Below are 15,401 nucleotides of genomic sequence, written 5' to 3' on the forward strand. Positions count from 1 at the left end.
TGTTAAGATATTAGCATGTGTTTTTCGATACAAGCGCAAACAAATTTAAAAGAGCTTTCACAAAAGCTTAATACTCCTTTAAACACGAAGGCTTATGAATCATTTCGAATGCTACAAGAGTTTGAAGCATCCATCGATCCTCTGGAGCTTAAAAAGATACTTGGCCTAAAAAGAAAGCCAAGTAGCGATGTCTTTAAAACTGCAGATAGTGAAGGACGCATTTTTCCAAATTACTTCACCAATATAATTACTCAAGAAGGCAAAGAAAGAACCATCTCTCCTATGCGTTACCGTATTCGTCCACGAGGCTCGCAAGAAGAGATTCCTACAAAGTTCAACGTCTTTAACGCTAGACTTGATTCACTTGAGAAGCGACAAACATGGGCGCCACTATTTATGAAAAACCATGGTGTGGTTGCATTTGATGCTTTCTATGAGTGGGTTGAAAAGGATGGCAAGAAGACGCTAATCAAATTCCATCCAGAAGATGGCAAGCTCATCCTTGCACCTTGCCTATGGGATGAGTGGACATCAAATGATAAGCAGATAAGTTTTAAGTCCTTTGCCATTATAACAACTGATCCACCTAAAGAAATAGAAGTCATGGGCCATGATCGCTGCCCAATATTTTTAAAGGAAGAGAATTTAAGTGATTGGCTTAATCCAAAGACCTTAAGGCCACAAGATGCTTATGAGATTCTTACCCATCCGTATCAAGAGCGCTATGATTACGAATGGGCCTAAAATATGAGGGATTAAGAAATTGAGACGACTTCGTATTCGCGAGTAATATCACCTGTTTCTACATCAAAGATATCACCAACTTCCATACCTAAGGCCTCATTTCCAATTGGCGAAAAGACAGAAATCACAAGAAGTGGATTACCGTCAAGGTTTAGCATTGTTCCACCGGCCGTTGGCGTGATGAAGTAGTGCCTAATTTGGTCATTAAATTTCAATTCAACAAGAGAGCCGAGAGCAATTTTATCACTATTTGGAAGCTCTTCAGAGAGTTCTTTAATCATATTGATATCGATCTCTAATTCGTCAACACGCTTTTTTTGTGCACCAGCAAGATAACCTGCTTCAATTGCACGTGTGTCATACTTTCCTTCTTGGGCCATATCGGGCTCTTGAGACATTATGCGAGTTGTTTCAAAAGCGGCCTTGGCCTTTGTTAACTCTGTTTCTAAGTTTTCGATTAATGTACTGATTATAGTTTCTTTATTCATATTAAATAATTTCGGTAAATTACCTTTAAGAAATGGTTGTATTATTTTCAACAATATACCTCAAAATCCCCTTTTGTACTATAAATTGGCCATATGAAAATCTTGCTCACCTTGCTATTAACCTTAACAACTTCTTTTGCTAATGAGCGCAATCCTCATGAATATCAGATTCTGGCACATGAAGACCTTGGTTCAGAGGTTAAAGAACAAGACTTCTACTTCGTTGTCGTGGAAGCACTTAGGCTTTATCAAGACGAAGCACTTAAGCAGAAACGTGGAATTTCAGTTAAGACACTGGATTGGCAAACACCGTATTTTAGTGCTTGGGCATTATATGACGAAAATGCAGATCACTATAATATCAACTTCTGGGGTGGTTTTGCGCGTATGCCTAATATGACAAAAAGGGCCTATGCTTTTACGGCCTGTCACGAAATTGGTCACGTTCTAGGCAAAGCTCCTCGTATGGAAAATAAGCACTTTTCTCAAATGAGTACAGAAGGCCAATCAGACTTCTTTGCAGCGGCAAGTTGCTATAAGAAATTTGTTATCAATAATCCTAATTACTTTGACACTCCGATTGAATTAGACCCATACGTGGCCGCACTATGTCGCGAAAAATTCATGGCCGATAGCTTTAACCAAGAACTTTGTTTCGAAACGATGCAAGTTGCTCAAGACTTCCCAAAGGCCATTGCACACATGAGCTCAGGGCCAAGTAAACAAATAGAAATCACGAATTCTGACCCAACTATTGTTGATAAAACTCTAGATAGTTATCCGACGCTACAGTGCCGTATGGATATCATCAAAAATGGGGCACTCCTAGAATATAACGGTGACGAGATCTCAATAAAAAACCTCGACAAGCGTTTACCATGCTGGTTCGCAAATTCAGCTACTTCACATGTACATTGACATTTTTGGCCTAAGATTAGTTAAGAGAAACTTTGCCGTATCTATATAATTTTTTAACTTCTGATATAATTTCAGTATGCACGATCGTAATGGCGAACTCTATTCCAAATTTGAAGAAATCATCAACTCAACGACTCACAGTCTGGGAATCATTCTTGGAGTTGTAGGAACAATAATGATGATAATGAAGGCCAAAACAGGCCTGCATACATTCGCCTACACCGTATTTGGACTTTCCATTACATTTCTCTACACAATGTCTACTCTCTATCATGGGACGGCCCACAAAAAACTTAAGAATATCTTTCGTAAAATGGACCATATCGGTATTTATCTTTTAATTGCTGGTTCATATACTCCATTTCTCATGCTTGCCATTAAGGGGGAAACAGGCATGTGGATGATGATCAATATTTGGGCCCTGGCCTTTATTGGAATCTTGATCAAGGTCTTTGCCTTTAATCGTTCAGAAGTCCTTACTGTTGTCCTATGCCTCATCATGGGTTGGATGGTTATTGCCATTAGAACCGAAATGATTGCAAGCCTTAGCTTTGACTGTCTTAAGTGGATTGTCATCGGAGGGGCATGCTATATGAGCGGAGTCCTATTTTATCTGCGTGAAAGCCTCTATCTAGGCCATGCAATTTGGCACATTTGCGTTCTTTTAGGGACGACATCCCACTTTTATGCAGTGTATGCATACGTTTAATCTTTCCTAAAATTCAATAGATTTTTACTATGAGCTGACATACATTCTTTATTGGATTCGTATAAATATTATTGTTATACTCTAAGAAATAAAGGAGAACGTATGAACACAATTAATCAACTAAAACTAATTCAAGCTGATGCCCAAGTATACTTCATGAAGCTTCACAATATTCACTGGAATGTAACAGGGATGATGTTTCAACCAATACACCTTTTAACAGAAAAACTATACAATGAATTTGCCGTGGTTTTTGATGATCTAGCAGAAAGACAATTACAACTTCAACAAAAACCAGTTCTAACAATGGCAAGTGCACTTGAAATTAGTCGAATTAAAGAAACGAACGAGTCGTCTTTTTCAAGTACTCAAGCACTTGAGCTTATCTTAAAAGATAACCAGTACTTCTTAGAGGCATTCAAGGAACTTTCGTCAACTGCTAGTGATGAAAACGATGCTACAACAGTAGCTTATGCAGACGAAAAAGTTGCTTGGCTAGAAAAGGAAAATTGGCAATTAAGAGCAATGCTAGAATAAAAATATAAGCTAAAGCCGAAAGTCACCCTTTCGGCTTTTCTTTATGCGCTCAACAATGACCTTGAAAATATCAATCATATGATGTTTTACAGGATCTCCATCAAGCACGGCCAGTGCATGGGCAATGGCCTCGTAGGTACAAAGAAAATTTTCTCCAGGAGATTTTCTTAATTCATAAATACTATGACCTACATCGATTAAGTGAAACTTTGGCATTTTAGCTAGAACTTCTTCACGCTTGTGAAATTTCTTCGCCTTCGACCACGAACCATCGGGAACAACTAAGCAAGGAGTTTTGCCTGTCGACCTATATTCATTCAAAGGCAATGAGTCTTCAGTTGGAAAAAGGTAGATATAATCAAATGTTTCAAAATCGAAAGAGTCAACGTCAAAAGGCGCTTCCAGATTTCCGCGTTCCATAATTTCACAATTCTTAAGTACTTTTGTTGCGAAATAGGCCGTATTACTCGTTAGCCAACGCTCAGTATAGTGCATCGGTATAATCACTTTAGTTTGATTAGCAAACGGTTTTAAAACGTCGCAAAAGCACCAATGAGTATTGATGCGACAATTTGGACAACGGGAATCTCTTGTATCTCGACGTGACTTTGACATAGGTTTGATTTATCATAATTAGTGCATTTATTCGATTTTAAAATAAAGGAAAGGTAAAAAATGAATTATTTTAGTGATGAAAGTGAATGGAAGTGGATGCTTAGAAACGCAATTGATTGGAAAACGATCATTCCAATGTACTATCCAAACTTCCCTACTGAAGATGGCTTTAATAATGAAGAAGAAATCCTAGGCTTTATGGAAGAGCTTCTAACTCAAACAGGAAGCTGGGCGGCCGATGCTGTTTACAGCAGAGCTGAAGCTATTGACCAAAATGGAGCTGGCGAAGTAAAAGATGGGAGAACGATCCAAGGGCCAGAGCTAAGAGCATTTTATCAAGAAGCTACTGAGCTTGGAGCATTTGGAGTAAGCCTCCCTACTGAATTTGGCGGTATGGGACTTCCAGCAGTGGCACTTATGGTTTTACTAGAGCAATTATCTCGTGCCTGTAACTCACAGTGTACCCAACTTGCATTCTTTAGTTCGATTGCAGATATGGTTCATCGTTTTTGTGATCATGAAACTGCACAGAGAATTGTTCCAAAAATTATCGCTGGAGAACTTTCAGGATCTATGAACTTAACTGAACCAGGATGTGGCTCAGATCTTGGAATGATTAAAACATCAGCAACCCCAGTTGGAGATGGAACATATAAACTTAATGGATCAAAAATCTTCATCACAAATGGTGGTGGCGGTGTAGGCTTTGTTCTAGCACGTATCAAAGGTGCACCAGAAGGTCTTCCAGGACTTTCACTTTTCCTTTGTGAGCAAGATGAAGAAGGTATTGAAGGGCCAAACTTTATCGTTGCAAAGAACGAACATAAAATGGGAATGCACGGCTCATTTACTTGTGAAATCGTTTATGAAAACTCAATTGCTCGTCTAATTGGAGAGGAAGGCCAGGGCTTCAAATATATGCTTCACCTAATGAATGAGGCACGTATTGCTGTTGGAATGCAGGCACTAGGTGGAATCGAGGGATGTATCGGTTATGCTAGAAAGTATGCCGATGAGCGTATGCAATTTGATAAGCCAATTTCAGAGCTTCCACTAATGAAGAGAAATCTTGAAGACTTTGAAACGGAAAGAGATGCACTAAGAGCACTTCTTGTTGATACGATTTCTTCATATGATATTTTTCAAAAATTAGACCTTAAAAAGAAAATGACTGGTGAACTTTCTAGTGAAGAGGAAGCACAATTTAAGAACGCTTCAATCTGGACAAGAAAGCGTACACCACTTGTAAAATACTATTCTTGTGAAGCTTATACATACCTATCAACGAAGGCGATTCAAGTCCTAGGTGGATATGGGTTTATGGAAGAGTATCCGATGAGTCGCTATCACCGTGATTCATTTGGGCCACTACTATATGAAGGAACAAGTCAGATTCAGGCGCTTATGGCACTTAAGGATATGATTAAGTATATCGCTAAAAATCCTGATAAGTACTTTAAGAACCTTTTTATCAAGCACCCTGCTTTCTCTTGGGTAAGTGCAGAAAGCAAAGAGCAAAAAGAACTAACTTCAACTCAGTACACTTTTAAGAAAAGTCTAGTGAAGTTAATTATTAAATGCCTTAAGCCTGATAGTCTTTCTGATCTTGCAAATCCAAAAGCATGGATGAATGAGGAAAATGTCGATAAGTTAATGGTTCATGCAGAAACAATCTGCCAAGGTCTCTCTTATCTTGAGACACTAAGAGTCCTTGCCAACCATGCTTCTATTGATAAAGAACGCTATGATCTTTTTTCACGCTATATGAGACTTGTCACACCAAGGCTTACTGCAATTTATAATGACTGGGATATTAGATAATTAAAAGGCCTCGAAAGAGGCTTTTTTTTTATTTGAGAGAATATTCTTCAATATTTTGATAGTCGTATTTCACATTGCCGTTAGAACATTGTGTTTCGTATTCGATCTTTTCAATCATCGCATTTCTAGTAGCAACAGAGTTTGCTTCAATTGAATAAGTTTTCTTTTGAGACAAAATCGTTTCGTTTACAGTATTCTTAGTCACAATACTTCTCACAATAGTATTCGAGTTAGGAAAAGAGTAAACTACTCCTAGAGCTAAGAAATTTGAGTAAACTTGATTGGGATCAGCGTTATTAAAAAATGCCTGACAAAACTGTTGCATAATTCCATCTTCATCCGTATTAACAGTTTCCTCGAGTAACTTGCCAGGAATATCATATTGAGACAGAGTCGTTACTGATAATGTAATTTTATTATTAAAAACAGCATCTACTGTAGCTCTGGTTGTCGCAACATCTGGATTTCCATTACAAGAGCCACTGCGTACTTCGAACTTGATCGTGTTGATATCGTCAGTACTTGCTAGATTCATTCTCATTGCTCTTAAACGAGAACAGGCCGAACGGGCATTCGAGAGAGAAAGTTCATCAAGAGAAGGCTGAACTTCAACAATACTTCCAATTTGAGCACTCGAAAGTGGTGCAGGGCCGCCACCGTACTCACCACATGATGACATCACAAGTGTGCCGGTGATGGCGATTAAAATATGAAAGAATTTTGATTTTAAAACCTTATTCATCACTAATCTTCTCGGATACAGTTAAGTAAACTTAAATTTCCATGGCCGTGAAATAGCTCAAATGTTAAATTTTACCTATGAAATTCGAAACAAAATTAGGCGAATACCAAGCTGTGCAAACCGCTGATGGTCATCTAACACTTCACAGTAGCCTCTATGATGAGAACTGTCATTCAACTGCTGGAGCATATGAAGAAACCCTTCATAACTATGTTTACGGCTGTGACACTATTAACCGAGCCGATAACTCACCTATAGTAATTTTAGAAATAGGACTTGGGGTAGGCCTAGGAGTTTTAGCAACATTCAATGAAGCAAAAAACTGTCAACATAAGATCAAGTTTATCTCAACAGAAATTGATCCAGAATTAGCACAATGGGTATGCAGACAGAATAAATTTTCAGATGGCGAAATAATCGACGAGAAAATTTCGTTTAGTTTGAGTGAAAACTTTGAAGTAGAAATCCTTATTGGTGATGCGAGAGAAACAATAAAGAATCTTATCCTAGAAGATATTAAGATCGATTGTATTTATCAAGATGCATTTTCGCCTACTAAAAATCCTTCTTTATGGACTAAAGAATGGTTCAGGAATCTGCGTAGTTTATGCCATAGTAATTCAGTAATGACAACATATAGTGCATCCGTCAAAATAAGAAAGGCCATATTAGATGCAGGCTTTCATGTTACGAATATGAAAGGATTTGCTAATAAGCGAACAGCGACTCGCGCCTTCACTAACGGCCAGTACAAAGATGAGAAATTAGAGGGAGAACTAGCACGCTCAAAGACTCCCCCTTTTTCAGATAAGGATTTAAATGAATTTTAACACTCAAGACAATACGATTTGTAAGCTCTTTAATATCAAATACCCTATCGTTCAAGGTGGTATGGTTTGGGTCTCTGGCTCAAAATTAGCGGCCGCAGTCAGCAATGCTGGAGGCCTGGGCCTCATAGGTGCCGGCTCTATGAAGCCGGATCTTTTAAGGGAGCATTTGAGAAAAGCTAAAACTCTGTTAGAAGAGGGAAAACAAATTGGTGTTAATGTTCCACTTCTCTACCGATTGGCCGAAGAACAAATACAAACTTGCCTTGATGAAGGAATTAAAATCTTCTTTACTTCAGCAGGCTCTCCAAAGAAATATACAAAGTTTTTAAAAGACCAAGGATGCACAGTCGTTCATGTCACTTCAAGTCCTGCTCTTGCCAAAAAGTGTGAAGATGCTGGAGTTGATGCCATTGTAGCGGAAGGTTTTGAGGCCGGAGGCCATAATGGACGTGATGAGATCACTACAATGTGTCTTATCCCACAAGTTTGCGACACTGTTAAGATCCCAGTTATTGCAGCAGGTGGAATCTTTGACGAGAGAACAATTGCAGCAGGGCTTTGCCTTGGGGCAAGTGGTGTCCAACTTGGGACACGCTTTCTTATGACTAAAGAAAGTAGCGCTCATCAAAACTATAAAGAAATGATCTTAAAGGCCGGCCCTGGAGACACACGCCTTCAAATGAAACCATATGTTCCAGTGCGTTTACTCAAAAACAAATTTGCTATGGAGTCTCTCAAGCTTGAGCTCGAATGTGCACCAGTTGAAAAACTAGTTGAGCACTTAGGAAAAGGACGTGCTAAGCTTGGTATGCTTGATGGTGATATTGACGAAGGAGAATTGGAAGTAGGTCAGGCCTCTGGCGCAATTCATGATCTGCCAAGTGTTAGTGAAGTGATGAAGAGTCTTACCACAGTTTTCAGATAAGCTACCAACCTTTCATATCACTAAATTGTCCTTCTTTGTAGCGTGCATCGAGCTCTTTATAAAAGACCTTGATGCTTTCCAACTCTTGAGCAGATATTCTCATATCAATCAACTCAGAGTATGAATATAATGTAAGACGCTTTGCCTTAGAAATGTCATTTTTGAAGTGCTTTCGATAAAGCTTGAACTGAATTGGAAACAAATCAATATTTTGAAAGTAAGTGCAACGCTCATAAAAGGAAATAAAATCATAAGTGCTATAATCCTTCTGTGGGTATATATCATCATGCTTAACAACTATATTTCTATAGTAGCCTCTTCTTTTTTCTGTATTAAAATAAAGAGAAAACATTTTTTTTCTGAAGTCGTAATTATCAAAATTAATATGATCTCCAATACAAAAATCAAGATTTCTATAAATTTCAATCTCTCTTTTGAGCTGCGATACAAAATATTTTTCAATATAAAAAATACGCTCGTAATATTGTAAATAAGTAATCATAAGATCTCTTTGATCTTTATTATTCTTTATATTTCTCATAGAAAAATTATAAACATCATCTCTTATACCATCTAAGTTCATATCAACACCAGAAAGAGAGTCTGTCTTATCTGCATTTAAAAGAGTGAAAAGATCTGGGGTACGTCTTAACTCAGAGATTAAGGCGTATGCACCTAGCCCACCAGTGAGAGGGTTAAATAAGAACAGGAAGAAGCCACAAAACAGTATTGCAGAAAGAAAGAGTATGATTTTGTAGATATTTTTTTTCATTAAAAAACCTTAGTGTAACATAATATTGTCGTGACCTCGTTTATTTGAAATAAAAACAACGGTACTAAAAAAACTAGTAAACCGTGAATTTTCACTCGTTAATCTAATAACGAAATCATTAACACCATCATTATTAATATCACCATAACTAACAATACTAACACGGTGATCACAGCTGAGAAGCCTACGATCTAGACCGGAAGAATGACAATTTATTGTAACAGCATTAAACAACTCACTATCTATTTTAGTTGTAAGCACACCTTTTCCCTCACCAAAATCTTTTAAACCAATATAATATTTGCCTTTTTCATATATTGAAACAGAGCTCCCTTTCTTAGGTTGAACATCATTTTCACTCTCAAAGAAACTCATTTTCGAAATTCTTTCAATATGATTTAAATCAGATGGCCTATAATAATAAGTACATATTTCAGCAGAAAGGTGATTCACTAAAGATTTGTAATATACTTTTCCATTTTTGCCTTCTTTATCCATCACTAAATTTGCATCATACACATCAAGAGGTCTTAGACGATCATCCATACAAATCAAACTAAATGAGCTTTTAGAATCCTTTTGAACATTATTTAAGATGTATTCATATCTTTGAGTATGAGATGAAATAATGTCTAATGCTTCAACATTATAAGATAATTTTAATTTATTATTAATTTTGATCTTCTTTTTATTCTTTGAGATAAACTCAATCGTTTCACGAAAATGATTTCCTCTAATATCCTTATATTTTGCTGCTATTTCTTGAACTTTAGACAAGTAGCTAAGCTCTAATTTATTATACTCAAATTCCTTTTTAAAATTTTTACGATATTCATTTTCGAGCTCATCTAACTCATTTTTTATTAATATTGTCAGTGAGTAATATCTTGGATCATTTACGATATATCGACTTTTTTTGATAAGACTTTTAATAAGAGGACGAATTTCCTCCTTAGATACTTCTCTTTGATTAATTGATTTTGAATAAGTAAATTCATCAAGCAGTTTAAAAAATGCGTAATACAAACGATTCTTCCACGCATAGTCTATAATATTGGTCCCATCACTAAAAATATAATTATTTTTAACCATTAAGTTTTTATAATTTTCAATACTTTCATTTTTTAAAATATCTTTATAGAAACTATCCCTAGTTTCTCTGTCGACACTTTTAAGATAAGACGATAATTCGAAAATATATTCCTCAAGATAACCTTGTCTTGAGTTTTGTAGTAAAAATGACAGTGGTGAAATTGAAGTGTTCTTTTCTAAGACAAACATTTCAGACAAGGAATACCCATGATCATATAAGAACTTTAATCTTTCTTTGCTTAGTGATATTTTGAACTTATAACTATTCGTCATTACTTTCATCACTCTATTTGCAGGCAGGCCAACCTTAATTAACTTTTGTAGCTTTTCAAACACAAATTGATCATCAAATAACTTACTCTCAATACTTCCATAGTTTTGACCATTCTTCTTATGAGAAGCAAAATCTTCAAGCTTCACTAAAAAACGCTCTAAGGCTTCTTCACTGTATTGGTAATTCTCTATGATTGAAAAGAAGTAATCATCATACAAACTAGCTTCAAGAAGTGTATCCTCACCTATTGATTTAAGAATCTCTACCTCTTCAGATATTAAAAACGAAAAGCGAAGTGCAACATATTTTAAATAATTAGATTTATAATGATCAATGAGTTCTATCAATGCAGGAGCATTTCTCATTTTTATTGCATAGAGAACATATGCGAAAGCTGATAGCTCATGATCAATATTATAAACAGTACTTGTGCTTATAGAGTTCTTTTGTCTCGTGATAACAAAATAGGTTGATTTATATCTTCGCTGTAATATGTCCTCACTAAAGCGGTTCTTTTCTGAACTTCTCTTAACTTCTAATAATTTTCTTAAATCGATAATATTATCTTTGGCCGGGCCTTTCTGTATAAGCTTTAACACTTGTTTGTCTTTACATGCTAAAAACTGATCTGACTTCATTCCATAAAATACCCGACACTGATAGACCTCAGTACTTGCTTTTATTGGCAAAACAAAGAAAGTCCCAAGTATTAATTTACAAAGTAGAATACTAGCAATTTCTAGTATATTTTTATGCATCATTACATTCCATCCATTTAAAATTAGATATCTCCCTATCGGAAAAATGAACTTTCTCTACAATAAAAACCACTTAGTCCTGTAAGCTCAAATTAATTAGAATACTTGTAACTTAAAACATTATTTATAATATAGATTTTAATCTTTTGTGGCGCCGCTCTGATCCCGAGCGTTTTAGACGGTTACTTTGTGTCACCTGTTCATCTTTAAATTTATAAATTTTTAGATAATAACCATCTAATATTGTTATGTTTTTTGGCACGCCCCTTGCTTTTATATAGCTAAGGAGGTGGAAAAAGTCCTTTATAAGGCACACACAACACACGCACATTACACAGACATTTTGACGGAGGAAAACGCAATGAATGCAATCGCGATGAATGGATTATCGTTTGGTTTCTATCGTGAATTGGCCATGACACTAGTATGGTATATTGGCTCACTCTCGTTGATGTTATCGCTATTTGTTTTTGTTATCAGACCAAAATTTGGTCTAGCGCAGGCCGAGCAAGCTGAGTTTAGAACGCAGATGGAGATTGCCAAATTTATTCACACAAGAAAATCCCAAGTGGCATTTGGGAATGAAAAAAACTGGAAGTACTTACGTAAGCAAGTCTTTCGTATCCAAGGCACGAAGTGTCTTAAGTGTGGAATCGAACACGACAATATGCATATTGATCATATTAAACCTAAATCGATTCACCCACACTTAGAGTTTATGATCGACAACCTTCAGGTTCTTTGTCCAACTTGTAATCGTGAAAAGTCGAATAAAGAAGAAGTCGACTATCGCAAAGGACATCATCTAATGGCCCTTGTGAACACGATTAAAGAAAATAAGTTATTAAGAGAAAGATACACTTATGACTTTGACAAATTAACAAACCTTACAAAAGAAAAAATGCAATTTGAATTAGCAGCATAATCAAATGAAAGAAGGGAGCTCAGGCTCCCTTTTCAATTATAGGTATTCGATCTCAGTCACAGAAAATAAAAGAACATCACTATTTGTTTCGACAATTGTGTCATTTGAGACAACCTCAGGGCCATCATTGCGATAGACAACTTCAAGAGTTCCAGCATTTTTTATTTCGTAGTCAAAACCGAGATATGAAAATAATTGAGCGGCAATACCTTTTGAGCTATCTAGAAAGTAATGAGTGAAAGCACTAGATTTTGTATAATCATAGCCTAGGCCATTTGAAACATTCTTCATTAAGAATTTTTTCTCATTAGCAATACAGTTAAAAACGTTAATACCATTTCGCCATTCAAGAACTTGCGTTACTTCACATTCGGCCGTGATAACAACCTCGTTTGTCATAACATTAGTCATTTCTATTTCTAATCCAAACCTCGCTGTCGAGTTCGCATAGGTAGTTAAACTCATCCCCATAAAGACAAATGATAAAAGTAGAGTAAGAATTATTTTTTTCATGATACCTCCCTAATATTTCTTTAGGAATAAGGTATAGAGATTAAAATGATTAGGATATATTCAAAGCGACAATAGCTTAAGAAACTCTCCCCGATTTTGAACAATTGGTAACAAATATCGACACAAGTGAATATCTCTATTCATTTATATCGTCATCACCAGGATTAAAGAGATTGAAATTAAGAACCAAAGTCACAGCATCTTCTTCTTTGTCTTTATCCTCACTAACAATTTTTTTAAAATCTTCAAAGAACCTCAAGTAAAGCGCAATGATCTCTTGTCTTGCACTTTGACTCGTATTAAAGACCATTGAACCATAGGCATCAAGACCAGACTTATTCTCGAGATTAGAGATTGCTTTATTTAGCCAAAAGCGACGCACATCTGTCATCTGTTTGGCACTACCTCGATCACTTAATTTAATTGTTCCGGCCTGGTAGATTCCATTAACCTTCTCAATAAGATTATTCTTCTCACATATATCAATAATCTCATTTACTTCTTTTATACTAAGTCCACTGGCCTTAGCGATAAAGGAATCCTGATGAAAGCTCAGCTTTTTATAACCTGGTAAATCTAAGCAAACTAATACATGGCCAATATTAGGATTTTCAAAATAGTGCTTTGTAATCGCAAGTCGCATTTGATTATACTGATCTAATATTTCAATTGAACGATTTGACGTGAGCTCAAAAACAAGGGCCATTGACTCCATCTCATCAAGTCCAAAAATAATTTGTAAAAAATCGTTTAAACACAGACCTGTTTCGCCACTTTTTAAGCGCCTTAATTTAGAAGTCGAGATTTGACAAGAATTTGAGATATCACCCAAGGACTTATTACTAAAGAGATGCTCGAGAAGCTTATCAGTTTTAATGGCCTCATCATTAAAGCGTAAGTAAGACATGAGAATAGCTTCTATATCGATATTAAAGATTGAACAAAACAAGAGGAAATCTTCCCATGATGCCTTAGAGTGTCCTTTTTCCCAACGATGGACAATATTAGAACTTGCACCAATCTTTTGATTCACCCATTCTTGACTTTTGTCATCACGAATGGAGCGAATCAATTGTTGAGAGAGTTCATCGTAATTTATCTTCTCAGCTAAGCTCATCTTCAAACTTCCCTTTCATATTTCCCAAATTATTGCGTTTTATATGAAGGATAAATATCTTCATATGAATGAACGCCGTGATTACTATCACGCTTAAAAATATCTTTACGCTTTAGATCCTTTACATTTTCATAGCCCGCAGCTGCAACAATTTCTCGCACGGCCTCAACGGTTGCGTGATGAAAATTGGCCACTCGCTTTCCTTTTTGATCCACATTAAGCCCTTTAACAAGATCTGGATTTTGAGTTGTAATCCCTACTGGACACTTATTAGAGTTACATGTGAGGGCCTGAATACAACCAATCGCAAGCATCATAGAACGTGCACCGTAACAGGCATCAGCTCCAAGAGCAACCGCCTTTACGATATCAAATGCAGTAAAGAGCTTTCCAGCAGCGATAACCTTAATTTCATCCTTGAGTCCATACTCCTCTAAAATATTAACAACAGTTGTAAGGCCTTCAATTAAAGGTGTTCCAATAGAGTCGGAAAACTCTAGAGGAGCAGCACCTGTCCCACCTTCGGCACCATCAACTGCAATATAATCAGGATAGTTATCAAGGTCTTTAAAAGTCTCAACCATTTCAACAAATTCGTCTCTTCGGCCAAAGCATAACTTGATGCCCACGGGCTTGCCTCCACTTAACTCTCTTAAGCGCTGAATAAAGGCAACCATCTCTGTCGTATCTCGAAATTCTTTATGAGATGGTGGAGAATCAACTTCTGTTCCTTGCTTCACACCACGGATACGTGCAATTTCAGCGGTATTCTTTCTGGCCGGAAGTATTCCTCCGTGTCCTGGTTTTGCCCCTTGTGAAAGTTTAAGTTCAATCATCTTTACTTGATCATGGCCGGCCTTTACTTTGAACGTTCTTTCGCAAAAGCGTCCCTCAGGTGTTCGCGCCCCAAAATAGCCTGTTCCGATCTGCCAGATGAGGTCTCCACCACCTTTCATATGATAATCACTAATCCCACCTTCTCCTGTGTTGTGAGCGAAGTTATTTAACTTTGCACCTAAGTTTAATGCTTCAACTGCACGTGAACTTAGAGCACCAAAACTCATTGCAGAAATATTAAAGATTGAGAGGTTATACTTTTTTTCACAATGCTTACTTCCAACTAAAACTCTTAAGTCCTTTTGCACCTCATGAAATTCTTTTGGATACATTGAGTGGTTAATCCACTCATAACCCGTTTCATAAACATCCTTTTGTGTTCCAAAAGGCTTTGTACTTAGGGCCAGCTTCGCTCTTTGATAAATCACATTTCGAGTTGTACGAGGAATTGGTGTTCCATCTTCATCAGATTCGATGAAGTATTGATAGATCTTAGGACGCAAGTCTTCCATCACATAACGAAAACGTCCAACAACAGGGTAGTTACTTTTTAACGTATGCTCACTTTGCATAAGATCGTAAAAACCAAGTAAATAGATTGGCCCAAGTATCAAGTATTGGTAGTAGAAAAATTCATTAAAGAAAACGCCTGCAAATATTGTGGCAGCATTTGAAATAAAGAAAAACCACCAAAATAGTTTACGTGGGCTAACCCCGCGACCAAGATAGGCCATACTCACCTCATTCGTGTTAAACAAATTAAATTACAATTTGTCAGTTTTAT

Annotated in this window: 16 protein-coding genes; 8 read left to right on the forward strand and 8 right to left on the reverse strand. The window is 36.6% G+C overall.

What is annotated here, in order from left to right:
• The first annotated feature begins 15 nt into the window (after positions 1-15).
• On the forward strand, positions 16-744 hold the full coding sequence (locus ABMA76_RS05325; RefSeq protein WP_392908353.1) for an SOS response-associated peptidase family protein: 729 nt from the start codon (positions 16-18) through the stop codon (positions 742-744).
• A gap of 11 nt (positions 745-755) precedes the next feature.
• Here the strand turns inward: ABMA76_RS05325 and ABMA76_RS05330 are convergent, their stop codons facing one another.
• Complete coding sequence (locus ABMA76_RS05330; protein WP_392908351.1) at positions 756-1,232, reverse strand: GreA/GreB family elongation factor; 477 nt, start codon at positions 1,230-1,232, stop codon at positions 756-758.
• A 93-nt stretch (positions 1,233-1,325) separates the two neighbouring features.
• Here ABMA76_RS05330 and ABMA76_RS05335 point away from each other — a divergent pair, with 93 nt between their 5' ends.
• The 3 genes from ABMA76_RS05335 to ABMA76_RS05345 all read left to right on the forward strand — a co-directional run bounded on the left by ABMA76_RS05335 (position 1,326) and on the right by ABMA76_RS05345 (position 3,396).
• On the forward strand, positions 1,326-2,150 hold the full coding sequence (locus tag ABMA76_RS05335; RefSeq protein ID WP_392908348.1) for a hypothetical protein: 825 nt from the start codon (positions 1,326-1,328) through the stop codon (positions 2,148-2,150).
• Between the two features lie 76 nt (positions 2,151-2,226).
• On the forward strand, positions 2,227-2,859 hold the full coding sequence (locus ABMA76_RS05340) for a hemolysin III family protein (RefSeq protein WP_392908345.1): 633 nt from the start codon (positions 2,227-2,229) through the stop codon (positions 2,857-2,859).
• A 102-nt stretch (positions 2,860-2,961) separates the two neighbouring features.
• A complete protein-coding gene (locus ABMA76_RS05345; protein WP_392908343.1) occupies positions 2,962-3,396 on the forward strand; it encodes a DNA starvation/stationary phase protection protein in 435 nt (144 codons plus the stop codon).
• A 9-nt stretch (positions 3,397-3,405) separates the two neighbouring features.
• Here ABMA76_RS05345 and ABMA76_RS05350 read toward each other — a convergent pair whose 3' ends face one another.
• The gene (locus tag ABMA76_RS05350; RefSeq protein WP_392908340.1) at positions 3,406-4,011 is read right to left on the reverse strand and encodes a tRNA-uridine aminocarboxypropyltransferase; all 606 of its coding nucleotides are present in this window, start codon (positions 4,009-4,011) and stop codon (positions 3,406-3,408) included.
• A 60-nt stretch (positions 4,012-4,071) separates the two neighbouring features.
• On the opposite strand from ABMA76_RS05350, the gene ABMA76_RS05355 reads away from it, so the two are divergent.
• Complete coding sequence (locus ABMA76_RS05355; protein ID WP_393061062.1) at positions 4,072-5,832, forward strand: acyl-CoA dehydrogenase family protein; 1,761 nt, start codon at positions 4,072-4,074, stop codon at positions 5,830-5,832.
• A 28-nt stretch (positions 5,833-5,860) separates the two neighbouring features.
• Here ABMA76_RS05355 and ABMA76_RS05360 read toward each other — a convergent pair whose 3' ends face one another.
• Positions 5,861-6,574, reverse strand: coding sequence for a hypothetical protein (locus tag ABMA76_RS05360; protein WP_393061064.1), 714 nt, complete (start codon positions 6,572-6,574; stop codon positions 5,861-5,863).
• 77 nt (positions 6,575-6,651) lie between these two features.
• On the opposite strand from ABMA76_RS05360, the gene mnmD reads away from it, so the two are divergent.
• Both mnmD and ABMA76_RS05370 read left to right on the forward strand, forming a co-directional pair.
• Positions 6,652-7,404 (forward strand): tRNA (5-methylaminomethyl-2-thiouridine)(34)-methyltransferase MnmD, encoded by a 753-nt coding sequence (mnmD, locus tag ABMA76_RS05365; RefSeq protein ID WP_393061066.1) that lies wholly within the window; start codon positions 6,652-6,654, stop codon positions 7,402-7,404.
• Positions 7,394-8,329: an NAD(P)H-dependent flavin oxidoreductase gene (locus ABMA76_RS05370; protein WP_393061068.1), complete on the forward strand. Its 936-nt coding sequence runs from the start codon at positions 7,394-7,396 to the stop codon at positions 8,327-8,329. Before mnmD ends, ABMA76_RS05370 begins: the two co-directional genes overlap by 11 nt.
• Before the next feature lies 1 nt (position 8,330).
• On the opposite strand, the gene ABMA76_RS05375 is transcribed toward ABMA76_RS05370, so the two are convergent.
• Together ABMA76_RS05375 and ABMA76_RS05380 are read right to left on the reverse strand one after the other, a co-directional pair.
• Positions 8,331-9,101, reverse strand: coding sequence for a hypothetical protein (locus ABMA76_RS05375; RefSeq protein WP_393061070.1), 771 nt, complete (start codon positions 9,099-9,101; stop codon positions 8,331-8,333).
• 9 nt (positions 9,102-9,110) lie between these two features.
• The gene (locus ABMA76_RS05380) at positions 9,111-11,228 is read right to left on the reverse strand and encodes a hypothetical protein (RefSeq protein ID WP_393061072.1); all 2,118 of its coding nucleotides are present in this window, start codon (positions 11,226-11,228) and stop codon (positions 9,111-9,113) included.
• A 358-nt stretch (positions 11,229-11,586) separates the two neighbouring features.
• On the opposite strand from ABMA76_RS05380, the gene ABMA76_RS05385 reads away from it, so the two are divergent.
• Positions 11,587-12,150 carry an HNH endonuclease gene (locus ABMA76_RS05385; protein ID WP_392908321.1) on the forward strand — a complete coding sequence of 188 codons (564 nt, stop codon included), beginning with the start codon at positions 11,587-11,589 and terminating at the stop codon, positions 12,148-12,150.
• 36 nt (positions 12,151-12,186) lie between these two features.
• Here the strand turns inward: ABMA76_RS05385 and ABMA76_RS05390 are convergent, their stop codons facing one another.
• From ABMA76_RS05390 to ABMA76_RS05400, 3 genes are all read right to left on the reverse strand, one after another.
• A complete protein-coding gene (locus ABMA76_RS05390; RefSeq protein WP_393061074.1) occupies positions 12,187-12,663 on the reverse strand; it encodes a hypothetical protein in 477 nt (158 codons plus the stop codon).
• A 136-nt stretch (positions 12,664-12,799) separates the two neighbouring features.
• Entirely contained in the window at positions 12,800-13,780 is a 981-nt protein-coding gene (locus ABMA76_RS05395; protein ID WP_392908317.1) for a hypothetical protein, read from the reverse strand.
• A 29-nt stretch (positions 13,781-13,809) separates the two neighbouring features.
• The gene (locus ABMA76_RS05400; protein WP_392908315.1) at positions 13,810-15,351 is read right to left on the reverse strand and encodes an FMN-binding glutamate synthase family protein; all 1,542 of its coding nucleotides are present in this window, start codon (positions 15,349-15,351) and stop codon (positions 13,810-13,812) included.
• Positions 15,352-15,401: the final 50 nt, after the last annotated feature.

This window comes from Halobacteriovorax sp. ZH5_bin.2 (assembly GCF_043196375.1).
Classification (GTDB): Bacteria; Bdellovibrionota; Bacteriovoracia; order Bacteriovoracales; family Bacteriovoracaceae; genus Halobacteriovorax_A.

What these genes read in the sequence shown, in the direction of transcription:
- ABMA76_RS05335 (WP_392908348.1), top strand. Translation starts at nt 1,326, where the DNA reads ATGAAAATCTTGCTCACCTTGCTATTAACCTTAACAACTTCTTTTGCT.
- ABMA76_RS05385 (WP_392908321.1), top strand. Translation starts at nt 11,587, where the DNA reads ATGAATGCAATCGCGATGAATGGATTATCGTTTGGTTTCTATCGTGAA.
- ABMA76_RS05340 (WP_392908345.1), top strand. Translation starts at nt 2,227, where the DNA reads ATGCACGATCGTAATGGCGAACTCTATTCCAAATTTGAAGAAATCATC.
- ABMA76_RS05325 (WP_392908353.1), top strand. Translation starts at nt 16, where the DNA reads ATGTGTTTTTCGATACAAGCGCAAACAAATTTAAAAGAGCTTTCACAA.
- ABMA76_RS05360 (WP_393061064.1), bottom strand. Translation starts at nt 6,574, where the DNA reads ATGAATAAGGTTTTAAAATCAAAATTCTTTCATATTTTAATCGCCATC.
- ABMA76_RS05380 (WP_393061072.1), bottom strand. Translation starts at nt 11,228, where the DNA reads ATGATGCATAAAAATATACTAGAAATTGCTAGTATTCTACTTTGTAAA.
- ABMA76_RS05345 (WP_392908343.1), top strand. Translation starts at nt 2,962, where the DNA reads ATGAACACAATTAATCAACTAAAACTAATTCAAGCTGATGCCCAAGTA.
- ABMA76_RS05330 (WP_392908351.1), bottom strand. Translation starts at nt 1,232, where the DNA reads ATGAATAAAGAAACTATAATCAGTACATTAATCGAAAACTTAGAAACA.
- ABMA76_RS05370 (WP_393061068.1), top strand. Translation starts at nt 7,394, where the DNA reads ATGAATTTTAACACTCAAGACAATACGATTTGTAAGCTCTTTAATATC.
- mnmD (WP_393061066.1), top strand. Translation starts at nt 6,652, where the DNA reads ATGAAATTCGAAACAAAATTAGGCGAATACCAAGCTGTGCAAACCGCT.
- ABMA76_RS05390 (WP_393061074.1), bottom strand. Translation starts at nt 12,663, where the DNA reads ATGAAAAAAATAATTCTTACTCTACTTTTATCATTTGTCTTTATGGGG.
- ABMA76_RS05395 (WP_392908317.1), bottom strand. Translation starts at nt 13,780, where the DNA reads ATGAGCTTAGCTGAGAAGATAAATTACGATGAACTCTCTCAACAATTG.
- ABMA76_RS05400 (WP_392908315.1), bottom strand. Translation starts at nt 15,351, where the DNA reads ATGGCCTATCTTGGTCGCGGGGTTAGCCCACGTAAACTATTTTGGTGG.
- ABMA76_RS05355 (WP_393061062.1), top strand. Translation starts at nt 4,072, where the DNA reads ATGAATTATTTTAGTGATGAAAGTGAATGGAAGTGGATGCTTAGAAAC.
- ABMA76_RS05375 (WP_393061070.1), bottom strand. Translation starts at nt 9,101, where the DNA reads ATGAAAAAAAATATCTACAAAATCATACTCTTTCTTTCTGCAATACTG.
- ABMA76_RS05350 (WP_392908340.1), bottom strand. Translation starts at nt 4,011, where the DNA reads ATGTCAAAGTCACGTCGAGATACAAGAGATTCCCGTTGTCCAAATTGT.